The following is a 23,693-nucleotide window of genomic DNA, read 5'->3' on the forward strand; positions in this document are numbered from 1 at the left end:
TTCTCATGATCCGTAATTTTCTAAGTTTAGCTTTAGCTGTTTGCGTAAGTGGAGCAGTAGCACAAAAATCAAAAGTTAACGCCGCATGGCGCGGTTTAACCGATTATCAGGCCACTGTAAAAGAGAAGCCGGATGTTTCTTATTTAAATAAGGCAAAAGAGGCCATTGATTTAGCAGCTGCCAATGAAGAAACTAAAGACAATGTAAAAATGCACACCTATAGGGCGCAGATTTATTATGAATTGTTTAAATACAATTTAAAACAAGAAGAAGAAAAAGCGGCGGGTGGCGACAAAAAGCAAAAAATGGAAATGGCTTATAGCACTGTTTCTACTAAAGAGTTTTTCGATGCCATTAAATCAGTAGAAGCAGTTAAAGCTAATACAAAAGAAAAAGACGCGTTCCAGGAATTATTATCTACTTCATTATCGATGGTAGATGATTTAAATAATTTGGCAGTTGGGTCGTACAAAGCAAAAAAATACGATGAAGCGGCTGATTATTTCGAAAATTCATTCGGATTAAGTAATATGATTAATCAGGGGCGAAAAGATACCGTTAGTTTATTTAACGCATCTTTATCTGCTTCAAAAGCTAAAAACTACGGTAAAGTGGTAAAGATTAATCAGCGTATTATTGATGAGAAAATGGCTAATGCCGGCACGTATCAATATTTATACAATGCTAAATGCGCTGTGAATGATTCGACCGGAGCATTAACTTCTTTAAAGGAAGGTCGTAGTTTGTATCCAAACGATATGACTTTATTAAATCTGGAGACAGATTATTACATTAAGTCAGGCAAGCAACAAGAATCCCTTAATAATTTAAATTTAGCATTGGAGAAAGATCCAAATAACGCGGTGTTACATTTAATAGCGGCTAATACTTTAGATAACATGGCCAATCCAAAAGGCGCTGATGGTAAAGATTTGGAGAAGCCGGCCAACTTTAGCGAATTGTTTTCTAAAGCGGAAGAGCATTATAAAAAGACGGTAGATTTAAAACCAAGTAATACGGAGTACAGTTTTAACGCTTTGTATAATTTGGGCGCTTTGTATTACAATTACGGAACGTATATGTATAACAAAGAAATGAACGATGCAACCATTGCAAAGCTGGCTCAAAAGCAAAAGGAGATTACCGCTAAAGTGAATGAACAATACAAAAAAGCAATTCCTTATTTCGAGCAAGCTTTACAAATAAAAGGGGATGATATAAGTACATTACAATCGTTAAGAAAATTGTATTTATTGACAGGTGATGAGGCGAAAGCGAATGAGATTAGCGCTAAATTGAAGAAATAAAAATTTATAAGGAGGCCCTAAAAACCTCCTTATTCTTTCACATATTTATTTAACATAATATTAATTATAGTATTTTTAATTAACTAAAAATTAGGAGTTTATTACGCAAATATATACATTTATTGCATGAAATACTCGATATTCTCTGTACAAGATCATCATCCTGCTTTTAAGCGTTCTATTCCCGATTTATATGCTCAAGTTTTACGCCAAGGTGTTCTGGCAGATCAATTAGGTTACCATTCTTTTTTTGTGGCCGAACATCATTTTCATGAATATGGCGCTGTTCCAAATCCTGCTGTTTTTCTATCTGCTCTATCACAAAAAACCAAACAAATAAAATTAGGTCCGGCTATATCCATCTTAACTTTCCATAACCCTTTAACGGTGGCCGAAAATTATGCCATGTTGGATGTTTTATCGAACGGCCGATTAATACTTGGACTAGGCTCCGGTTATTTAAAGCATGAATTTGAAGGCTATTCCGTAAACCCTGATGAAAAACGTGAACGCTTTGATGAGAATCTCTTTATTTTAAAACAAGCCTTAACCGGCCAAAAAATAAATTATAAAGGCAAATACAATACGCTGAATAATGTTGGTATCAATGTTTTTCCTGTACAGAAAAATGTTCCTCTATATGTCGCTATTTTACGTTCTGAAGCGGCTTATCATGTGGGTAAACAAGGTCACAATATCATTTGCGTACCGTATGCTTCCGTAAACAATTTTTCTGAAATTAAGTTGCTTGTCGCCGATTTTAAAAAAGGATTTTCAGAGTCCGGTAATTCTAATCCTTCCGACTGCTTATTTGCATTTCATGCGCACGTTGCCGAAACAGACGCGCAAGCTCGCCTAAATGCAGAAGAAGCTTTTAACTTATATGTAAAGACTCGCTTGTATGCAAAACAACAAACTTACGATGATGTTATGCAAAGCGGCATTCATTTATTTGGTTCGGTTGAAACAGTCGCAAATAAATTAGTTGAGCTTTACCATATGGGTATTCATCATTTGTTACTTCTACAAAATTTCGGATTATTAGCACCGGAACTCGTTGAATCATCAATGCGCCTGTTTATGGAAAAAGTTAAACCTCTGGTTCACGATAAATTGAAAACTGAAATCGCGCTCTGATTATTTTATCAAACGCATTTGAATATGCGGAATATCATCCTCCGGATAAATTTCTCCTTCTTCCACAAAACCTAAATCACGGTAAAATTTAAGTAGATAATATTGAGCAGAAATAACAATTTCATTGGTTTTAAATAATGAAAGTGTTTGTTTAATGGCTTCTTGCATTAATTCTTTACCTGCGCCTTTCCCTCTATAATTACCTGAAGTTACAACTCTGCCAATAGAAGCTTCTTTATATGAAATTCCTTGTGGTAAAATTCTTGCGTAAGCTACTAATTCACCTTCGTTATAACCTAAAATATGATGCGCTTTTTTGTCTTTATCATCCATATCCTGATAATTACAATTTTGCTCAATCACAAAAACAGCGCAACGCAATTTTAAAGCTTCATACAGCTCATCAATACTTAATTCTTTATAAGGCTTTATGATAAATCGCATTAGTAATTTCCAACTGATAACATAACTAATGTGCAGGCTTCTACACACTCAATTCCTTTTGACTGAACTTGATTTTGAAATTCAGGATTTTCAGTACCAGGATTGAAAATTATACGTTTGGGTTTTAAACTAAAGATATACTCTTTCCACGCTTCCTGATTTTGCGGACCAACATACAAGGTTACAGTATCTACATTTGGAATTTGTGGTTTATCAGTAATGATGTCTATCCCTTCAATCTTTCCGCTTCTTAATCCAATCGGATATACTTTATGCCCATACTGATTTAACCTAACGGTTGCCTTATAGCTATAACGCTCAAAATTCGGAGATGCACCTATGACAACAGAATTCTTTCCCATTATTCGGTATAATTTAAATCTTTATGAAAGGTTTCTTCTAATCGATACCAGGCCCAAAATCCAAGTGCGAAAACGATGAGTCCGACAATAATGGCCGAATAAATGTTTCCGATACTTTCAATCTTACTGAAGTATTGAAATAAGGTGGTGATTAATATTGTGCCGCCTCTTACAAAATTAGGTACACTGGTTGTTACCGTTGCACGTAAATTAGTGCCGAATAATTCAGAGGCTGTAGAAATAAATACCGCCCAATAGCCGGTAGCAAATCCAATTAAGATCACGACAGTGTAAAACATCACTACTGAGTTTTTTGCAATAGTAAAATAACCTACCACAAATAAAACGGCGAGTAATAAAAATAATACCAAGCTTTTCTTACGACTTTGCAATTTTTGACTCACTACGCCGCTTACAATATCGCCAATGGTTATACCCACGTAAGCCAAGGTCATGGCTAATCTGGCATTCTCGGGTGGGTTTTCCATACCGAGACTTTTCATTAACTCCGGACAAAACGTAATCAAAATCCCCATCACATACCAAACCGGTAATGCAACAAGTATGATGGTTATAAATTTGATGAAACGCTCTGATGTTTTAAATAAGGATAAAAAATTACCTTTTTCTACATTACTTTCCTTTACGCTTTTAAACATGGTAGATTCTAAAACGCCTATTCGCATCACCAATAATGCTAATCCCATTACACCACCGATAATATAAGACACTCTCCAGTCCCCGATTGATATTCCAACGGTTCCCGCCACTACGGCACCAAATAAACCAACAGAAGCCACAATGGTGGCACCCCATCCCCTCTTGTCTTTATCCATGCTTTCACTTACTAAAGTAATACCCGCGCCTAATTCGCCTGCCAAACCAAAGCCTGAGATAAAACGTAAGAGAGCATACGTGGTTGTGTCTTGCACCATAGCGTTTGCAATGTTGGCTATGGAGTATAAAAAAATGGAGCCGAATAAAACAGATAATCTTCCTTTTTTATCACCGAGTATGCCCCAAAAAACGCCTCCAACCAGCATACCAAACATTTGCCAGTTTAATAAGGAAATACCCACTTCTTTAACCTGACGCTTTAATTCAGCTTCATCAGAAATTGTTTTCGATAATATATCCGTTAAACTGGAAACGCGTTCCATTCCGAATAAAACAAGATCATAGATGTCGACAAAATAACCTAATGCGGCAACAATTATTATTTTACTGAGGTAAGGAGAACTTTTAGCTGACATAAAACAATTATTGCTTCACTATTTTTTTTACTATAGTTGAATTACCAACTTGAATGTTTAAAAAATAAACGCCAGGTTTTAGCGAAGAAAAATCATTGAATTCTATTAATTCGTTTGCTGATTTTAAAGTACGCGTGTCAACAACCTGACCTAACACATTATTAATTATGATAGTAATATTTGATTCAATTTTGTTGGCAAATTCGATATTTAATTTGTCGCTTACCGGATTCGGATATATATTAATTGAATTATTTAAATCATTCATTTCGTTGGAAGAAACCGATAGTAAGGTATTACTCGATGCAGTACACATATTTGGAATCCCCCACCCTACATTATTATTCGGACTAATTGAATTATTAGCAGAAGCCTTTAATGCTCCTAAAATTTGCATTGGTTTTGCATAAGGTTTGTATTGCAGCAAACAAGCTACTGCTCCTGCCAGCACAGGTGTTGCGAATGATGTTCCGTTTCCGAAAAAACATCCGGTATTACAAACAAAAGCTGGTCCGCCTTGTGCACATAAATCCGGTTTTATTCTTCCATCGCTGGTTGGTCCGAATGAACTAAATCCTGCTTTTACGCCTGTAGGATCTACCGCACCAACCGTAATGATACTATCCGCATCAGCAGGAACGGAAATAAAATTCCATGCGCTTCCGCCTTCATTACCCGCTGCATTCAACACAAGCATACCTTTGCGTGTTGCCATGGTTGAGGCAATACTCATTGGGGCTGTTTTTCCATCCAATTGTGCGTAGGTATGATTGTTCAATCCTCCATCAAATGTTGTATAGCCTAAAGAGGTAGTACACATATCAGCACCTAAGCTGTCAGCAAATTCGGCACCGCGGATCCAGTTGTATTCTTCACTTAAAGTTTCGCTTCCTACATCTTCAGTTCTCAATAACCAATAATTTGCTTTTGGAGCTGTACCGATAATATTTCCCGGATCGATAGCTGCCATACACGATAATACCATGGAGCCATGCGTATGATCTTCAAAAACCATGGTATCACCGGTAACAAAATCGCGGGTTCCTTTTAAACGACCTTGTAACCGTAAACTATCAAATACATTATCAATGTGTACATCTTTAAAACCTGCATCTAACACGGCAATCGTAACACCTTGCCCTCTCCATCCGTAATTATGCATACAGTCGGCGCCAATCATACTGGCTTGCCCTGCTGATTGTCCGTAATTGAATGCGCTTGGCGATTGGATTTTATTATTTTCACTATGCGGATTAATAGTGGTTCTATCAATAGCCGGCATCACAATTTTATATCTGTTTACCGGAGCTGATGATTGTACAAAAGTAAAAGAGTTGATAGTAGTTAATGCAACTGTATTAGTGACGCTAATTACAATTCCGTTTAACCATTTCGAACGAAATAAAACAGTCACACCGCTTACACCGTCAACTTGTGTGACATAACTTGGCGTAACAGGTAAGTCCGTTTGATCAATGGCAATTCCCATATTCACACGACGTGTAATTGCTTTTGCCGATAAGAAAGCACTTGGATTGGAAGTGGTATATGGTGTTCCGTTTTTGTTTTTGAATTTCACCCAATATTTCTGCGCAACTGCTAAATCAGAAAATAAAATGGAAGCTAAAAATGTAAGAGCGAAAATAAATTTCTTATTCATGTCCGTAACTGATTACTTGTGATTTATAAATTAATCCTGTTTTTTGGGGAATGTTATTTACCGGAGTTATTGTTGATGTTACCGGATGCTTGATGTCTATAATTTCTCTGTATACTAATCCTACTCCTACTGTGTATTTTTCAACGTAATACTGCCATGAGATTAAAGTTCTGAAATTCTTTTGCGTTACTAGTAAAGTCTTTTGTAAAGGAATAGAATTAATGTTTTCACTTTTATCGATATAGGAATAGGTATAATCCCATTGACCAATACTGTTTTTAGCATTTCCATCCCAGGTAGAACCTTCTTTAACGGGAAATATCAATTTGGTAAATCTCACATTTTCTTCAACAACTTCTACATTTGTTTTGTTCACATTGGCTTGCCAAATGTCTTTAATTGTCCAGGCAATCGAATCATAAGGTTTTGAAGCATTGAATTTTTTTATGTAACGCGCAATTTTAAGAGCGGTTTTGTTTTCAGGATCAGTGAATTCCTCTTCCAATTTTTCTTTTATGAGATATTTGTAATGTGTGGTATCTGAAGTAAATTCATCGTAAACAATGCTATCCACCTCATAAATAACATAATTACCAAGCGTAGTAGGATAGTAATCTATGCCGTTTAAAACATGAGTTTCCGAAACTGTTTTCTTTTTACAAGCAGCAAAAACAGCTATTAAAGCCAGTATGTAGAAAAGCTTTTTCAATAGCTTAAAGATACCAAATAATTTGTTGAAATAAAAGCCCCGATTTATTGCCTTATTCTTATTAAATTCGCCTCAAATTCAACGTATATGTCAGATTTTTCAAACTATAAATTCGGTACCAAGGCAATCCATGCCGGAGCCGATCCGGATCCAAGCACAGGTGCAATTATGACGCCTATATTTCAAACCAGTACCTATGTTCAGGAATCTCCTGGAAAAAACAAGGGATTTGGTTACGCACGCGGTAAAAATCCTACCCGTGAAGCATTACAGAAAAACATTGCTGCTTTAGAAAACGGTAAACACTGTGTTGCTTTTTCAAGTGGTATGGGTGCTACGGATGCAGTTATGAAATTATTACGCCCGGGTGATGAAGTTATTACCGGTGATGATTTATACGGTGGTTCTTATCGTTTATTCACGAAGATATTTGAGCCTTATGGAATAAAATTTCACTTCATTAATCTGACAGATGCGAATAACATCAAGAAGTATATTAATGCCAATACCAAAATGATTTGGGCCGAAACGCCTACCAATCCAACCATGCAGATTATTGATATTGCAGCTTGCTCTAAAATCGCTAAGGAAAATAATTTACTAATGGTGGTGGATAACACTTTTGCTTCTCCTTACTTACAAAATCCACTGGCATTAGGTGCTGATATTGTCATGCATTCGGTGACAAAATACTTAGGCGGACATAGCGATGTGGTGATGGGTGCTTTGGTAACCAATAGTGATAAATTGCACGAACAATTGTATTTCATTTTGAACAGTTGCGGAGCTAATCCCGGACCAATGGACTGTTTCTTAGTAATGCGTGGAATCAAAACCTTGCATTTACGTATGGAAAGACATTGCTATAACGGAAGAAAAATTGCTGAATACTTAAAGAATCATCCAAAGATTGAAAAAGTATATTGGCCGGGTTTCCCTGAACATCCTAATCATGAAATCGCGAAAAAACAAATGCGTGATTTCGGCGGAATGATTTCAATTGTATTAAAAGATAAGAGTATCGAAAATACCTTTAAGTTAGCTTCTTCATTTAAAGTATTCTCATTGGCAGAATCATTAGGTGGTGTTGAATCTCTAATTAATCATCCGGCTACCATGACACATGCTTCTATTCCTAAAGAAGAGCGTGAGAAAGCCGGTGTGGTAGATAACTTATTACGTTTAAGTGTGGGTGTTGAAGATGTGGAAGATTTATTAGCTGATTTAAAACAGGTATTAGGGTAAATCTTAAATATAAAACAATGAATAGATTACTTGTCATTTTATGCGTATTGATTACTTGGGTTTCTTATTCCCAGGAGAAATTAAATCAATTGGATTTGAATAAACGCCGTACAGGTAAATGGTTAATTTATTTGGATAAGGATTGGAAGCGAACAGATGACAGCACAAATGCGCAGTATTGTCGCTATACATGGTATCACGACGGCATGAATATTTATCCGATGGGACCTTGCGGAAAAGAAGGCTACAAATTAGAAGCTCCTACTAATTCCGGAAGTTCAAAATTATTGAATGGCGAATACAAATGGCTGGATGAAAAGGGAAAATTATCATCGGTTCACATTTTCAAAAACGGAGTATATATTTCCTGTAAGGAATATTTTCCGGGAGGAAAGGATGTGGAGCAATATTTTGATTTCACTGAAAAATGTCAAGGTTCAAAACATGGATGGAAAGTGACGATATACAAAAAGAATGGCGATGTAAAAATGATATCTCCTACTTGTCCGGATGCAAGTGGTAAATGGCCTTTAATGAGAGATTAATTACTTTACCCACCTTACCATACATTTACTGAGCAGTTTTGCCTTGCTTCCCTGATACAATTTACTAAGCGAAGATTTGTAGTAATGAAAATAAGCTTTCGGTCCTACATTTGTAATGCCGCAAGCATCGTACCATTGTTTTCCGATAACAGCATTGAGTGCTTCATCAGAAATAAAATGTAAAGTTTTGTTCTGTTCTAAAATGCTATGGAACCATTTCTCAATAATGAGTAAATCATTCATGGAAGTTATAATCTGAGAGCTGCCTAAATGGCAATGCATTCTGAATTCTTCTTCCGTAAATTTTAAGCCCACCTTTTCAAGTAAGGTTCTTCTAACTAAATTACCATTGCTGATTTGCTCACCTCTGTATTTTTTACTGACCTGCGAAGCGTGAATTCTGTACTTCAACAAAGGCTCGGACATATTGTGAAACTTACTTTTGAAAATTAAGCGGCTCCACAATTCGTAATCCTCCACATGTTTATACTGTGAATTTAAATAAGGTTTTTCATTTTGCAATAATCCTTTACGCATGATTAATGCCGGATGAACCATAGAGGAATTAAACAACATCCATCCCAAAATTATATCGTGGCTGTGATGCGATTTATGATAAATCTGTTTCCCTTTTCCGAAATGAATGTAATCACAACCACACACTCCTACTCCACTGTTACTTTCCATGAAATCAAATTGCTTTTGCAAACGTTCCGGCATACAAATATCATCCGCATCCATTCGCGCAATATAACTAGCTTGACATAAATCAATGCCTTTATTCAATGTGGCAATAAGTCCGAGATTTTGCTCATTATTATAGTATTTAATGCGTGGGTCTTTGTAAGAGAGAATTATCTCTTCCGAATTATCAGAAGAACCATCATTAATAATTACAAACTCAAAATCAGAAAATGTTTGACTTAATACACTATCCATACTCTCTTTTAAGAAAGCAGATGAATTGTAAACAGGCATTAAGACAGAAATTGAAGGAACACCCATAAAATTGATACTTAAAAAAAATCGGGATTCATTTTAGAAGTCCCGATTTTGTTTTTGCTGTTTTTAAATTAAGCTTCTACTTCAGTAACGATACTTGGGAAGATACGTACGTTTCCATTATCTTCTTTACGGAACTGATAAGTATAACGGTAATGACTTTCCAAACCACTCTTGTTTGGTAAACCATTAATCATCATAATATTTCTATTCTTAGCGAACTTCAATAACTCACGTAAATAGTGAGCTGAAATCTGTCCTACCTCGTCGATGATACAATGTACTTTAAAGTCTTTACTGCTTCTATGCGAAGATTCTTTAATGAATACGTGTAATAAAGTAATATAGATAATCGCTTTTACAAGGATATCGGTTCCGGTACTACCAATGCTGTCGATTTTATGTGTCCATCCGGTTTCATTCATACCTTCCTTAATATTGAACTTCAATTCAAATAAATCCTGTAATCGAATTTCTTCCTGATCTTGTTCTTTGATAGCCGAACGTAATTGTTCTAACAATCTAACCGCACGTGTACTGATTTCACGTTTTTGTCCGGTTGCAAAATCGGTGTTGAATAATCCTTCATTGTAAATCAAGCCATGCTCCTCACGGAACTCTTCGATTTTCTTTAATAGCTTATAAACTTTGTTATCCGATTCTTCAATCTTGATTTTGATAAACTCGATCAACTTACTTTCTTCGAACTCCGCTTTCTTAAAGTCTTCCGCAATTAAGCTGATGATATGAGAAATCTTGTCTTGTTGTCCGCTTAACTCTTTTACTTTACTGGCAATACTATCTGTTACTAAACCAATTTGAGTCGCTGTTTCCGCTATTGATAATTCAATTTTGTTCTCATTTAAAAAAGAACGTAAGTTTTGGGCAAAACGTTCATATTCCGCTTGAGTCGCATCATTACGAATCATAAAGTTAAAGTGATTGTCGATACGGAATTTGCCCGCGTATTCATTTACATAACGTTGGAATGCACCATACTCTTCATTAAAGTGAGAATCGTTCTTTAATAACTGAGTACACAAATCCATGATGTTGTAATTGGTACGTTTTGGTTCGGCACGCTCAATGATTTCGGCATACTTTCCATACACCGGTGTTTCACGGAAGTTGTTACTGTAAAAGTTAATACCATTATTAAATTCAATCAATTCTTCATCGAAAGCACGTTTTTGCTTATTCAACTCCATACGTTTAATGTTAAACTTACGGGTTGCTTCTTCCAATTGAGTGGTTAAATCATTGGCAGTTTTTACAAACTCTTCTTTTTTCTGAATGTAATCCGGTAATTTATCGAAAGTTTCACGCTTATCTTTTAAATAATCGCTTACTATCTGAGCATATTGCTCAATTTCTTTTAATTCTTCCTGTATTTCTTTGATGCGTCCTTCAACCTGCTTTAATTGTTTACTGTCAACACCCTTCGATTTGAAATTGCTTTCCTTTTCTTTAGAGAGTTGTTCTTCCTTCTCTTCAAATTCTTTTACCTGATTTTTCTTCTCAACTTCTAATTCAGAAATTTCAGTTTCCTGACGCTCTTTTAATTCGGCAATACGTTCTTCATTGTAAACACGCAAGCGTTCAATTTGCACATTAAAATCATTGAGGAGATTGTTTTTCTTTTTGTTCAGAATAGATAATTCTTCTTCAATTAAATTTAATTTCTGACGGTTACCGCTTAATGAAGTTTCGATTTCAACACCTGCTCTTTGCTTCCACTCTTCTAGTTCTTCAATTAGCTTTTGTTCACGTTTTTCAGCTAATTCTAAAGAGTAGGCTAACACTTTCACCTCTTCTTTTAATTCGCCTAATTGCTTTCCGTATTTATCGGCAGCTAAAACTTTTTCTTCGTTATTGTTAATCTGGAATTGATTTAAAGAATCTTCCAAATCACGGATTTGAGCTAAACGTTCGTTCTTTTCAAACTGATATTCTTCAATGCTTTTTGAAACAACATCCACGCTTTCTAAGTTCAACTGAATACCATATAATGATTTTACGGCTTCTTCTTTGTACTCAGGAGTTAAGTCGGTACGGAATAATAATTTCTCATTTACAACTTTACCAATGGTGGTATGCCAGTCTTTTACGTTTTTCTCAAGGTAACCATAAAACGCATCGTGCTGCACTTCCAACTTCCCTTCTACTTCCTTAATTTCATTCTTCAGTTTAATAATTTCATTATTGATGGTATTAACCTGATTGCTTAAGGAAGCTTTCAATTTAGCTTCAGTCTGCTCCCACTCACGTTGTAAAGTTTGTACTAAGTTTTGTTTGATGGCGCGCTCACTCTTATTCTTATAATTAACGGCACGTAATTCAGCTAATTCTGTTTCAAGCGCTTTAATTTCGTTCTCATAAAAGCGTGTATTGCGAATTACCTTTTCTTCCGACTTTAATTCGTTAAACTCAATTTGTTTAGCAGTAATTTCAGAAGTTACTTCTTCTAAAGAAGCATCACGCTTTTCACGTAGTTCTCCGTCTTTTTTATTGTACTCGTTCTTTTGAAGTAATTGCAATTCGTTATAATGATTAAATACTTCAGAAGTTTTGGTATTGATTTTATTAATGTAAGCGGCTTTATCATTTCTTAATTGCTCAATTAAAGAAGAATACTTTAATTCAATACTACTTACGTTAGAAGTTAAAGATTCATATTCGCGACGTGCGATATTTAATTCTACCTGCAATTTCTCACGTTCCGAGTTTTTCTCTACCGCTTGTTCAATGTTTTTCTCTTTATACTCTTTTAATTTTTTATTGGCTTCACGAATGGTACGGTCGTAATATCCAATTTCTTCACGAATATCCTTTTGTTTTTCTTCAATGCTGGTTTTATGCTCTTCGTGACTTTCAATTAGTTTTTCAAGTTCTTCTTCCTTTTGCTTTGCCGCTTCACGAATGCTTTCATTTTGTGTTTCCGCAAAACGTAAGCTGCTTCCTAATTTATCGGCCAATTCCATTTGTGAACCCTTTAACATATGTACTTGATCGTACTTCTTATCAATGAGTTCAACTAATTGCTGACTTTCCTTTTTAAGGAAGGTCTCAATATCCATGTATTTCTCATTAAACTGACGTAGCTGACGTTCCACTTGCTCTAACTTAATACTTGAGTTTTCGGTAGTAAGTGAGTTAGCAATGAAATCTTTGATAAAACGTGAATCAATACTGTTCTTCGAACTCAAGAAAACGTTGGTAATTGACTTCGGAATGTTTTGATATTTCTCGTTACCTTTTAATAAATGGAATTTCGATAATTGTTTATCTGTTTCTGTTCCGTAAATAATGTTACGGTAACGTTCGAAGGTATCGATTTGGTTACTGATATAAATACCGCGTTTTTCTACATTGGCAATTACTTCTTTTATTTTTAATGCTTCATCATTAGCATTTAAGAAGAAATCCGGATTGTACGGCGCATCTAAGAAACGATATACTAATTTATTGTGGCGATATACCAACACGCAGAATGGTTTGTCTTCGGTAGCGATCTCATAAATCAAAAATGAGTTTTCGTAGCGGAAGTAGTGTTCCTCAAAAGATTTTTGAGATTGAGCGATACCTAAACCACGGCTATTCGCACTGTAAAAAAATAAAATAGCGCGTTGTAAAGAAGTCTTTCCATAGTTATTGGTACCAACGAAACATGTATTTCCACATAACTCGATATCCGCATACTTTACGTTAGCAATATTAATCTCAACAATTCTATTTAATATCCTGCAATTTTCCATTCTATAATGTTTCTCGTTTCTTAATCTTGATTAAAGTATAGTGTTTGATTTTAGTTGTAAATAATTCCGCCACCCTGTCCATCGCTGCTATCATCATAAATAGCAATTGCGTTGATAACATCAAGCAAATAAGTATAAGCATCCAATACTTTGTAGCTTTCACTTTGTTCGTCTTCCAACTCTAAAAACGAGTCACGTGACATTAAGTCGCATATATCACGCACTTTGTTTAATAAAGTTTCGGAGCGATACATTGGAATTTTTTGAAGCTTTTGTTTCAAACGTACGTTTGCATTACACTCTTCTGCGATTTCGCTCGGACGAAAACGAGAGCCAATGGTGATTTTATTATCCATGCTGGCAAATAAATCAACCACATCGATATAACGTTCGAAGGTTTCTAGTTTTTTCTCAATGATACTATTAGCCTCACTGGTTTTAGAAAAATAGAAATAGTTATTTCCACGCTCTATGTTGTAGCGAATCACATTAAAATAAGCCTGTAAGCGATCAAAGTTGTCGGGATTATTGATGATATCGTAAAGTCGACCCATACCGTCTTTGGTTCCGTTGCTGGAAATAAAATGCCCGCGAGCCATAATGGCGAAAATATCGTGGGTTTGTTTCGGTAGGTTAAAGTCTTCTGCTGTCATTTTATGTTTTATGTTTAATATTTGGTGTTTTATGTTTAGTGTCGCGAGGCTTTGCTCGCGATGGCGAGTATACCTCGCCATTTGTTTTTAATATTTAATTAGTACTCTGCTATGCTGCTTTTTTCTTTTCTTTCTTCTTTTTTTCCTCTACAGTTGGTAAAATTACGGTGTAACCAATTCGTCTGTCTTTACCGTTATCATCTTTGTATTCGTACCATTGTAAGCGGTATTTAAAATCCAATGTTTTTTCATATTCCATGGCAATTTCAACGAACAACGACATACGGTCTTCCAGTTTTACATCACCAATGGCTTTCGGGAATTTATATTGAATGAGATACTCGAACAGGTTAAATTTATTTTGAGCTAAAAAACGGTCGACCAACTTTTCAGTATCCAGTTTAATTTGGTTATCCACCATTTTATCCTTGAAGTTCCCCGGTAATTTGCCTGCCATTCCGCGCATCATTAAACGCGAAATTTTATATTTCTGCGCTACTTTCTGGCATAAAATATGACCGTCGTCGGTAAATAAGAAATCGATAGCGATTTTGGTACGCGGACCTTTCACGCCATTGAAGCGTATAGGATTTAAACTCTTTACCACTTCATTGAAATTGGTGCGGAAGTGTAATGCGCCGTGATCTTTAACCTCTTTCAAACGCTGTGCCTTCACGTACACATCCAACTGGAACTGAATTTTGTTAATGTAATCCGTAATGTCGGTTTGAATTTCGATTAAGAAGTCTAAATTCTCAATTAAGCTGGCCTTTAAAGCATTTACAATACCATAAAGTTCCGTATCGTTGGTAAGACTGAATAATCCACGAGTTTCCTCGATAACTTCTTCTGTTTTCTTAATGAAATCAATGATAGTATCGCGCTTTAAACGGTAATCTTCCAGCTTCTGTAATTTGATGCGGTAATTACTTTCGTTTTTGTAAGTATCATCTACATTTTTTTGGAGCTTGATGATTTCACGGGAAAGAGCAATATTGATTCGCTTTAAGTATTTTTTGATACTGCGTAAAAAGCGGTGTTCATGAACCTCTTGATAGAAGCGAATGTGGCGCTTAAGTTCGTTGATATAATCATTGATAAACCCGGGAGTTACTTCCCCAATTTCCATAAAGTCCTCGAACATTGCTACTACAGCATCGTTCAAGCTTACAACTCCTTCGTAAACGTAAAGCAAATCGAGTGAGCGCATTTTTTGATACTGCTCTTCCGATAAATCTTCGCGTGCCAGTAATTCGTTTACCGTAATGTTTTCGCGGTTGGCGAATAAAAATTCAACCACTCCGCGGTTATGGTACAATTGTGATAATATATCGTTAACGTTGACCTGTAAAGCCATGCCTTTGGTTTTGTCTATTTTTATAAAAATACAAAGGCTGTAGCTCGCAATTGGCGCGGGTTTTCAACAAAAACTAGAGTAATTCACGAAACATTTAAGTGAATTGGGTTAATTGCTTGATTTATAGATTGTAGGATCTATCTCTCATTGGAGAGAAAAGAAGTTAACACCTGTTATATAATTCTAACACCCTGTTAATAAAAGTTGGCCACAGGTATTTTACTTTTTCTGTTTTGAGGTTAGAAATGAATTCCTGCTCGCGATGATTCTTGAAGAAATCCAAAATACTCTCCGTGATTTTTGCTACATCAATCGGAACGGTGTATCCTATTTTCTGATGCGGCACTAATTCAGATAAACCACCCACATCGGTTACCAACATAGGTTTCTCATAGTAATAACCAACCATGGTAACACCACTGTTGGTCGCATTTCTATAGGTTTGAGCCACTAAATCGGCTGCGCAAAAGTAATAACGTACCTCTTCATTCGGGATGAATTGTGAATGGAATATAACCTGATTTTGCAATCCGTTTTTCTCCACTAAATCCAAATAAGGTTGCTTGTCTTCGTAAAATTCGCCGGCTACCAAAAGTTTAATATTCTGATTCTTTATATCCGGATGATTCATTGCTTCTAATAAAAAATCAAGCCCCTTGTATTTCCTTATTAAACCAAAAAACAATATCACTTTGTCGTCTGATTTTAAACCTAACTTTTTACGCGCTTCTTCCTTAGTTACAGCAGCACCGTAGGTTTCGTACATGGGGTGCGGCGAAAATACTTTTTTATCTGTTGGCGTAAATTGGGAGATATCATTAAAAACGGCTTTGCTCATGGTAATAAAACCATGACAACTCTTCACAAAATACTTGGTGAAAGGCACATCCCCTACTCGCTTTTCATGCGGAATAATATTATCGGTTAATGCCAATACTTTTATATTGGTACCTCGTTTCACCATTCTTCCTATACTTCCTAAGCTCGGTCCAAAAAAAGGTAACCAATACCTGAATATGATGAAATCAGGTTTTTGCTTTTTGATGAACCTTGCTGTTTTTATCCAGTTGAAGGGATTGACAGTATTAATTAAGGTGTGAATTTTTATATCCGATGGTGCTGAACCGCTTGTTTCATATTGTGAACTTCCCGGAAATAAAAAATTAGGATATTGCAGAGAGTAGGAAATGATTTGAGCATCATGTCCCAATTTATTGAATTCACGGCACAGATTTTCGTTAAACTGTGCAGGTCCGCCACGAAGCGGATATCCGGGACCGATAATAAAAACCTTTGCCATGCGGTGTAAAATTACAATAAAATTACTCTCAAAAAATAGAGATGTCGGTTTAGTTAGGCATGGTCAAAAAAGTCTTCTGAAAAATTGATCAGATAAACCTGTTCTTTAGCTCTTGTAAGTGCCGTGTATAACCAGCGTATAAAACCAACATCAATTTGTTCTTTGTTTAAATAACCCTGGTCAATAAACACTACCGGCCATTGTCCGCCTTGCGCTTTATGACATGTTACGGCATAATTAAATTTAACTTGTAAAGCATTGTAGTACGGACTTTGTTTCATATAGGCCATTCGTTTGCCTTTGATAGGTTCATCCGCCACATCTAACATAATCTCATCAAACAATTTTTTCTGTTGCTCAGTACTGATACTTGGTCCTTCCGAATAAATGCTTTCCATAATGATTTTTACCTGCGTATCTTTTAATTGAGGATAGTCAATAAATTCCACCAAGGCATCCAGAAAATTAAAACCGTATAAATTATCGCGGTTTATTATCTTTCGAATTTGCAGGCTGTCGCCATTGGCGATAAAACCAACATCCGAATTTTCTTCCAACCAGAAATAATTATTTTTCACCACCATGAGTAAGTCGCCGGCCGCAATATCGTCTTCCATATATCGTACACGATTTCTCACCGCCTGATTAAATAAATTAGCGCGTTTATTACTTCTAGTAATAATTAATACATCATTATAACCATACTTGCTGTAAGCTGTATTTAAAACATCCTGCAACTCGTCACCTTCCACTTTCACTACATCCTGTGTCAGGCGTATTTTAGGAATTGTGCCATCAAATTCTTTTAAAATTCCTCTCAATTTGGTGGCATTTTCAAGAATACCGCTTTCTAAACTTTGTCGAGCCACCATGGTTAATTCGATACCGAAAATATTCAGATGGAAAGCTGATTTCAGAAATTTAGGATTAAGTGCGAGACTCTCCTCTACTCCTACGGGAGGTAATTGAGCACCATCCCCAACAAACAGAAGCTTGCAATTTTCACCCGAAAAAACATATTCAAACAAACTTTCTAACAAGCCGGGTGAGGCATAATTAGAACCGGAGTTTGAATCCAAACCAATCATAGAAGCCTCATCAACAATAAATAAAGTATTCTTATGAAGATTTTCGCCCAATGAAAAGTAGAGTCCGCCGTTTTCATTTACAGCTTGCCGGAATATTTTTTTATGAATTGTTTGAGCCGGACGTTGCGCATAAAGCGATAGAACCTTAGCAGCCCTTCCGGTTGGAGCCAATAAAACACTTTTCCATTTAAATTCGGGTAATACTCTAGATAGTGCCGAAACCAAATTAGTTTTACCGGTACCGGCGTATCCTTTTAAAATGAATAAGTCTGTATTATCAGACCGATTCATGAAATGTGCTATTTTTTGTATGGCCTCCTGCTGATTTTCGTTTGCGGTAAACGGAAGTTGCGCATTAAATTTTGAAATAAATAGATTTATATCGAGAGGTTTTAGCACGCTTAAAATTAGGTTTTAATTAGCTTAACAAGTGAATTGTTGATTTATTTTTTCGGACTCGAAAATTGTTAGAAATATTCTGAATAATATCTTATAAATCTTGACGATTTTACCTCCAAGAACCATATAAATCACTAGTTTTGTAAGGCTATGATTAGCACCTTGCCCTTACATAGAAAAGATTACAGTTTAAAGCTGGATGCTCAAAAAACCGAGAATTTGGTTTTAAGTATTTCCGCCAATGGTTTTGAATTAGCCGGTTTCTCAAAATCGCCCTATTACATTACTAAAATTTCTGAATTAAGTTTTGAATCAGGCATTAAAGATTTTAGGGACTTGAATAATTATTTGATTCAATTTCTTAACGATCACGATTTACCTCGCCATACTTATAAAAACATTTTCATTAATTGGATTGGGCAACATTTTACTTTATTGCCAAGTTCATTTTACGATTCGGAAAAAGCACGTGACTTATTAGAGTTTAACATCGGAAAAACACCGGATGAAAGTATTATCACCAATGATGTGGAAGATATTAAATTGGTTTACTCGATTCCAACAGAAATTAAAAATACTTTAGATAAATTATTTCCAAGCCACAATCTCAAACACATAGGTTACAGTACGGTAAAATTATTCTTTAATCATTTTCAATTGAAGAATGCCGATTTGTTCCTCAATATCCATAACGGACAAACGGAAATTGTCATTAAAAAAGACAAAAAACCATTGCTGTATAATGTTTACAATACTTTGAGTGATGAGGATATATTATATTATTTATTGTTCTCAATAGAACAGTTTAATTTAAATCCGGCGAACATTCGTGTGGCCGTAGCGGCTAATCGTGAAACATCTTCCGAGCTATTTGTTGCTATTAAAAAATACATTAAGAATGTTGAATTTGCGGTAAGCGATAAATTAATTATCAGAAAAGAAGAGCTGGAAAAATTACCGCATCATTTTTACTTCACAACCTTAAATCGCTTATTGTGCGAATAATTGGCGGAATTCATAAAGGCAAACGAATTGATGTAGTAAAGGGTTTACCGGTTAGACCTACCACTGATTTTGCCAAAGAAGCACTTTTCAATATTCTCTTTAATAAAATTGATTTTGAAGGCGCCGAGATTCTGGATTTATTCTGCGGTACCGGTAACATTGCTTTAGAATGTGCTTCACGCGGCGCGCATGTAACAGCCATCGATATGCATTTTGGTTGTACAAAATTTGTAAGCGACACAGCAAAAAAACTCGATTTAACCGTAACCACTTTTAAAAGCGATGTTTTTAAATTTTTAGCGACGCATCATAAAGCTTACGATGTTGTATTTGCTGATCCACCTTATGATTTGGAAAACATTGCTGATATACATAAATATGTTTTTGAAAATAAATTACTGAAAGAAAATGGCTGGCTCATTCTTGAACACGGTCCGAAAACCAAATTAGAAGAACTTCCCAGGTTTATAGAACACCGTAAGTATGGCAATGTTAATTTCAGTTTTTTTCAGGCATCTAATGATTAATTACCAATAATAAAACATCACTATCATGTTCACTATAGATACACACACACACATTATTCCGAAGAACATTCCTGATTTTTCTAAAAAGTTCGGTTACGGTGAATTTATCATGCTCGACCATCACGAAAAAGGTAAAGCATGGATGATGCAAGGCTCGAAGCGTTTCCGTGAAATATTAGAGAATTGTTGGAGTCCGGAGGTACGTATTCAGGAAATGGCACAACACCACGCAGACATGCAGGTGATATGTACGATTCCCGTAATGTTTAGTTATTGGGCAAAACCCGAACACGGATTAGAGATTAGTCAGTTTTTAAATGATGATATTGCTTCAACTTTCAAAAAATACCCGGATAAATTTGTTGGATTAGCCACTGTGCCATTACAAGATACGAAGCTCGCCATTAAGGAATTAGAGCGTTGCATGAAAATGGGATATAAAGGAGTTCAGATAGGAAGTAATGTCAATAATAAAAACCTGAATGAACCGGAGATTATAGAATTCTTTGCAGCTTGCGAAAGTTTAAATGCCGCTATTCTCGTTCATCCATGGCAAATGATGGGACAAGAACATATGGCAAAATATTGGTTGCCGTGGTTGGTTGGTATGCCGGCAGAAATCAGTCGCGCGATATGCAGTATGATTTTCGGCGGTGTATTTGAAAAGCATCCAAAATTAAAAGTATGTTTCGCGCATGGCGGTGGAAGTTTTCTTCCAACCATCAGCAGAATTGAACACGGTTGGGAATGCCGCCCTGATTTAGTAGCCATTGATAATCAAGAAAATCCTAAGAAATATTTAGGTCAATTTTGGGTTGACTCACACGTTTGTGATCATAAGATGCTGCAATATGTGATTGATTTAGTGGGCGCAGATAAAGTAATGCAAGGTTCTGATTATCCATTTCCATTGGGAGAAGCAGTGCCGGGTGAATTGGTACGCTCTGCCCCATTGAGTGATAATGATAAAAAGATGATTTTAGGAGATGCCGCTAAAGCCTGGTTAGGACTCTAGAATTACTTAAACACACTGATGAATCCTTTATCACTTTTGGTTTCTCCTGTACATTCTGATTTATAATTTACAACGTAATAATAAGAGCCGTCATTTAAATTATCCGGACACCAGGTTTCGGTGATTTTATCTGTTTTGTATTTTTCTCTTCCCCAGCGATCGTACACAATAAATTCAACTTGTTCCAAACGGTAATTGATGAAATGAATGCAATCGTTCGTACCATCACTATTTGGTGTTATGACATTTGGAAAACGATCCGAAAATTTCTTCTCACTAATTTTCACTTCTATATCATCGCTTGTATTACATCCGCCATTATTTATAGTAAGCACATAAGTACCGGGTTGTGTAACTAAAATATTTGGAGTGGTTTGTCCAGTACTCCAACTGTAAGTTACCGCGCTTATATTGGATTGAATGAGTAATTTATCGTTGATACATTTCGTGAGTGGATCACCCAAATCAAATTCTGTTGGATTAATAATGCTTACAAGACTTTTAATACTGTCGTGTTTGTTACAAGTATTAGTATCGGAAACGACTAAAAGTACATTGTAGTTACCCAGGTTTGTATAGGTTTGTGTTTCCGTAGTATTGGTACTGGTGTTTCCGTTGCCAAAATCCCAATAGGTTGTTCCCGTATTGGTTGTACTCACAAAATTGGCTGTAAAAGGCGGACAACCCATAATTGTTGAACCATAGGATGAACCTGCATTAACAAAAGTTCCCATATCGATTTTGACAAAGGAATTATCCCAGATGGTTGAGTCGCTACTCTTCACCGGTGAATAAGCATTGGTAGTTGTTGGAATTCCGCCATTATTACAGATAGCGTGATAAAGCACACCACGGTTATCGAAATGATTTATACCACCATCTGAATGCTCACCGTATTGACCAATGGCGAACCATCCCGGATTTTTACCGCCAAAGAAACTTCCAAATTTTAAGGAAGCACAATTAGGTGAAAAAACTGCAAAATATAAATCGTTCTCACTTCCACCGTAAGCAGGTTGCAATGCGTTAGGTGTTGTTGGAAATGAATTTGGACCCGAACCTGCGATGTAAATATTTTGACAACTATCCACTTTAAAAGCACTATAGGCTAAATTAGGCGTAATAGTTTGGAAAGGTGTGGATACATAATATCCAAACTTTGTTTTAAAGAATAAGGAACTTAGTGAAGAATTTATTTTATGAATGGTATTAAAACCATTCGCATTACTATAGGTTCCGGCTGTTGGAATGAATTGTGAAGGTGTACCTGTATGTCCGCAGATATATACATCATTATTCATATCTAAATCCATAAAAGCTAAGATGTCATGACCTTGAACCCCTAAATAAGTAGACGCAATAATTGAATTGGCAGTTGAATTGACATGTGTAATATAAAAATCAGAAAAAACCGCCAAGCCTGCCTTTGTTGTTTGCAGTGCGCCCGGAGTAACCGGAAAATCAGTACTGGAAGTTGTGCCTGCCAAATAAAATCCACCGGTTCCATCAAAACGAACGGATTTACCACTCTCGCTGGAACTACCACCCAGATAGGTGCTCCAAACCAAATTAGATAAATTGGGACTTAGCTTAAAAAATACTGCATCCGCGAATCCTTTTTTGACATTAGAGATAACTCCGGGAGTTGTAGGGAAGTTTGCAGACGAGGAAGCTGTATAAACATATACATTTCCTAAATTATCATTTTGCATCTCGGCTTCGCAACGGTAATCTACACCACCCAAGGAAAAATTATCTACTGATTCGCTATTAGAGCCGCCAATATATGTAGAGCCTATTAAAGTTGAACCTGTCATATCAAGTTTTGTTATGGCTAAGTCGTATGCACCATTATAGGTTGTATCATATCCTGATACACTACACGGATAATTACTTGATTGGGTTTTAATGAGTAATGTAATCTCATTGTTTTTAATATTTAAATCTAATGGTAACTCTAAAGAATCGCCGCCAATATAAGTTGAAAATAATTTTGAAGAGCCGTTACTGTTATAAACGCTTAATACGGCATCCCAATATCCGGCAAAATTTACCTGAAAAGCGCCCGGTGTTACATCATACCCGGTTTCAGCGTAACCGAAGTTATAAATATTACCATTGGCATCATAGCTACATCCGGAAGCGCCCGCATGAATTTCAGAACCGGAGTAAGAACAAACAACTACAGTTGGATCTATTGTTAAGCTATAATCTTTGTTATATCCGTCAGGAAACACAAATCCTATTGTTGATTCATTGATTAATTTATATAAGCAACGAACATTGACTTTAAATCCATTAATATTCTGAAATGCAACAGGTGGTTTTTCAATAATATCACCAACAGATGTCTTAACGATTATTTCTCCATTTACTATTTCAATTTTATCGACATACTTATATTTCAATTTAACTTTTGTAACATCTGCATTTGGCTGTACAATAAGGTCGTATTTTAAATTCCTGCCTTCGCTATAAATATTTAGATCTACTCCTTCGTATACATCTTTAAACAATAAATCAGCATAAGATTTCACCATGCCGGCCCACTTCGCTCTATCTTTGCCTAAAAAGTAATTATAATAATCGTTTTGTTCTCCTTTTTTAATTACTTTGTTCAGACTGCCACCAATAAAATTAACTTCATAGTTATGCGCTCTTACATAACCTTCATTGCTGGTTCTTTCAGAATGATTAATGTTTTGGTGTGTATGACCTCTTGCTTTTAATAAATCTTCTCCATTATAAATGCAATAGTTAAAGCCTGTTTGATTGGCATAAAATTTTGTTGTTGCAAATTGCGCGCCAAACAAAACCTTGTCAGGCCATTGTCCTTTGTTTTCTTTGAATACTATTGCAGGCTTAGCTGCATTTAGTAAAAAACCTATTAACAGAATACTAAAAGTAAATAGCCGTTTCATGCATATAAA

General features: G+C 35.8%; 19 protein-coding genes. 7 read left to right on the forward strand and 12 right to left on the reverse strand.

The features are described from left to right. Nucleotides 1-5: 5 nt before the first annotated feature. Both J0L69_08290 and J0L69_08295 read left to right on the forward strand, forming a co-directional pair. Nucleotides 6-1,307 (forward strand): hypothetical protein, encoded by a 1,302-nt coding sequence (locus J0L69_08290; GenBank protein MBN8693181.1) that lies wholly within the window; start codon nucleotides 6-8, stop codon nucleotides 1,305-1,307. Between the two features lie 126 nt (nucleotides 1,308-1,433). Then, nucleotides 1,434-2,444, forward strand: coding sequence for an LLM class flavin-dependent oxidoreductase (locus J0L69_08295; protein ID MBN8693182.1), 1,011 nt, complete (start codon nucleotides 1,434-1,436; stop codon nucleotides 2,442-2,444). Here the strand turns inward: J0L69_08295 and J0L69_08300 are convergent, their stop codons facing one another. Genes J0L69_08300 through J0L69_08320 form a run of 5 tightly spaced genes read right to left on the reverse strand, consistent with a single transcriptional unit; the run spans nucleotide 2,445 to nucleotide 6,872 of the window. After that, nucleotides 2,445-2,888, reverse strand: a complete 444-nt coding sequence (locus tag J0L69_08300) for a GNAT family N-acetyltransferase (GenBank protein MBN8693183.1) — start codon at nucleotides 2,886-2,888, stop codon at nucleotides 2,445-2,447. Beyond that, nucleotides 2,888-3,250 (reverse strand): CoA-binding protein, encoded by a 363-nt coding sequence (locus tag J0L69_08305; protein MBN8693184.1) that lies wholly within the window; start codon nucleotides 3,248-3,250, stop codon nucleotides 2,888-2,890. The genes J0L69_08300 and J0L69_08305 overlap by 1 nt, the downstream gene beginning before the upstream one ends. After that, entirely contained in the window at nucleotides 3,250-4,503 is a 1,254-nt protein-coding gene (locus tag J0L69_08310; GenBank protein ID MBN8693185.1) for an MFS transporter, read from the reverse strand. The genes J0L69_08305 and J0L69_08310 overlap by 1 nt, the downstream gene beginning before the upstream one ends. A 7-nt stretch (nucleotides 4,504-4,510) precedes the next feature. Beyond that, a complete protein-coding gene (locus J0L69_08315; GenBank protein ID MBN8693186.1) occupies nucleotides 4,511-6,163 on the reverse strand; it encodes a S8 family peptidase in 1,653 nt (550 codons plus the stop codon). Beyond that, a complete protein-coding gene (locus tag J0L69_08320) occupies nucleotides 6,156-6,872 on the reverse strand; it encodes a hypothetical protein (protein ID MBN8693187.1) in 717 nt (238 codons plus the stop codon). Before J0L69_08320 ends, J0L69_08315 begins: the two co-directional genes overlap by 8 nt. Before the next feature lie 87 nt (nucleotides 6,873-6,959). On the opposite strand from J0L69_08320, the gene J0L69_08325 reads away from it, so the two are divergent. Next, nucleotides 6,960-8,117 (forward strand): cystathionine gamma-synthase, encoded by a 1,158-nt coding sequence (locus J0L69_08325; GenBank protein MBN8693188.1) that lies wholly within the window; start codon nucleotides 6,960-6,962, stop codon nucleotides 8,115-8,117. A gap of 17 nt (nucleotides 8,118-8,134) precedes the next feature. Beyond that, the gene (locus J0L69_08330; GenBank protein ID MBN8693189.1) at nucleotides 8,135-8,662 is read left to right on the forward strand and encodes a hypothetical protein; all 528 of its coding nucleotides are present in this window, start codon (nucleotides 8,135-8,137) and stop codon (nucleotides 8,660-8,662) included. On the opposite strand, the gene J0L69_08335 is transcribed toward J0L69_08330, so the two are convergent. From J0L69_08335 to J0L69_08360, 6 genes are all read right to left on the reverse strand, one after another. Continuing rightward, nucleotides 8,663-9,667: a glycosyltransferase family 2 protein gene (locus J0L69_08335; GenBank protein ID MBN8693190.1), complete on the reverse strand. Its 1,005-nt coding sequence runs from the start codon at nucleotides 9,665-9,667 to the stop codon at nucleotides 8,663-8,665. A 68-nt stretch (nucleotides 9,668-9,735) separates the two neighbouring features. Further along, nucleotides 9,736-13,419: an ATP-binding protein gene (locus J0L69_08340; GenBank protein MBN8693191.1), complete on the reverse strand. Its 3,684-nt coding sequence runs from the start codon at nucleotides 13,417-13,419 to the stop codon at nucleotides 9,736-9,738. A 50-nt stretch (nucleotides 13,420-13,469) separates the two neighbouring features. Next, complete coding sequence (locus J0L69_08345) at nucleotides 13,470-14,072, reverse strand: hypothetical protein (GenBank protein MBN8693192.1); 603 nt, start codon at nucleotides 14,070-14,072, stop codon at nucleotides 13,470-13,472. 109 nt (nucleotides 14,073-14,181) lie between these two features. After that, nucleotides 14,182-15,429, reverse strand: coding sequence for a hypothetical protein (locus tag J0L69_08350; protein ID MBN8693193.1), 1,248 nt, complete (start codon nucleotides 15,427-15,429; stop codon nucleotides 14,182-14,184). A gap of 163 nt (nucleotides 15,430-15,592) precedes the next feature. Then, complete coding sequence (locus J0L69_08355; protein MBN8693194.1) at nucleotides 15,593-16,729, reverse strand: glycosyltransferase; 1,137 nt, start codon at nucleotides 16,727-16,729, stop codon at nucleotides 15,593-15,595. A 53-nt stretch (nucleotides 16,730-16,782) separates the two neighbouring features. After that, complete coding sequence (locus tag J0L69_08360; protein ID MBN8693195.1) at nucleotides 16,783-18,225, reverse strand: AAA family ATPase; 1,443 nt, start codon at nucleotides 18,223-18,225, stop codon at nucleotides 16,783-16,785. 141 nt (nucleotides 18,226-18,366) lie between these two features. On the opposite strand from J0L69_08360, the gene J0L69_08365 reads away from it, so the two are divergent. The 3 genes from J0L69_08365 to J0L69_08375 are packed head-to-tail and all read left to right on the forward strand — an operon-like array spanning nucleotide 18,367 to nucleotide 20,763. Further along, nucleotides 18,367-19,221 carry a DUF3822 family protein gene (locus J0L69_08365; protein MBN8693196.1) on the forward strand — a complete coding sequence of 285 codons (855 nt, stop codon included), beginning with the start codon at nucleotides 18,367-18,369 and terminating at the stop codon, nucleotides 19,219-19,221. Next, entirely contained in the window at nucleotides 19,212-19,748 is a 537-nt protein-coding gene (gene rsmD / locus J0L69_08370; protein ID MBN8693197.1) for a 16S rRNA (guanine(966)-N(2))-methyltransferase RsmD, read from the forward strand. Before J0L69_08365 ends, rsmD begins: the two co-directional genes overlap by 10 nt. A gap of 25 nt (nucleotides 19,749-19,773) precedes the next feature. After that, nucleotides 19,774-20,763 (forward strand): amidohydrolase, encoded by a 990-nt coding sequence (locus J0L69_08375; protein MBN8693198.1) that lies wholly within the window; start codon nucleotides 19,774-19,776, stop codon nucleotides 20,761-20,763. Nucleotides 20,764-20,765: 2 nt separating this feature from the next. Here the strand turns inward: J0L69_08375 and J0L69_08380 are convergent, their stop codons facing one another. Then, nucleotides 20,766-23,684: a gliding motility-associated C-terminal domain-containing protein gene (locus J0L69_08380; protein ID MBN8693199.1), complete on the reverse strand. Its 2,919-nt coding sequence runs from the start codon at nucleotides 23,682-23,684 to the stop codon at nucleotides 20,766-20,768. Nucleotides 23,685-23,693 lie beyond the last annotated feature (9 nt).

The sequence above is a fragment of the Bacteroidota bacterium genome (assembly GCA_017303905.1).
Lineage (GTDB): Bacteria > Bacteroidota > Bacteroidia > B-17B0 > Aurantibacillaceae > JAHEYG01.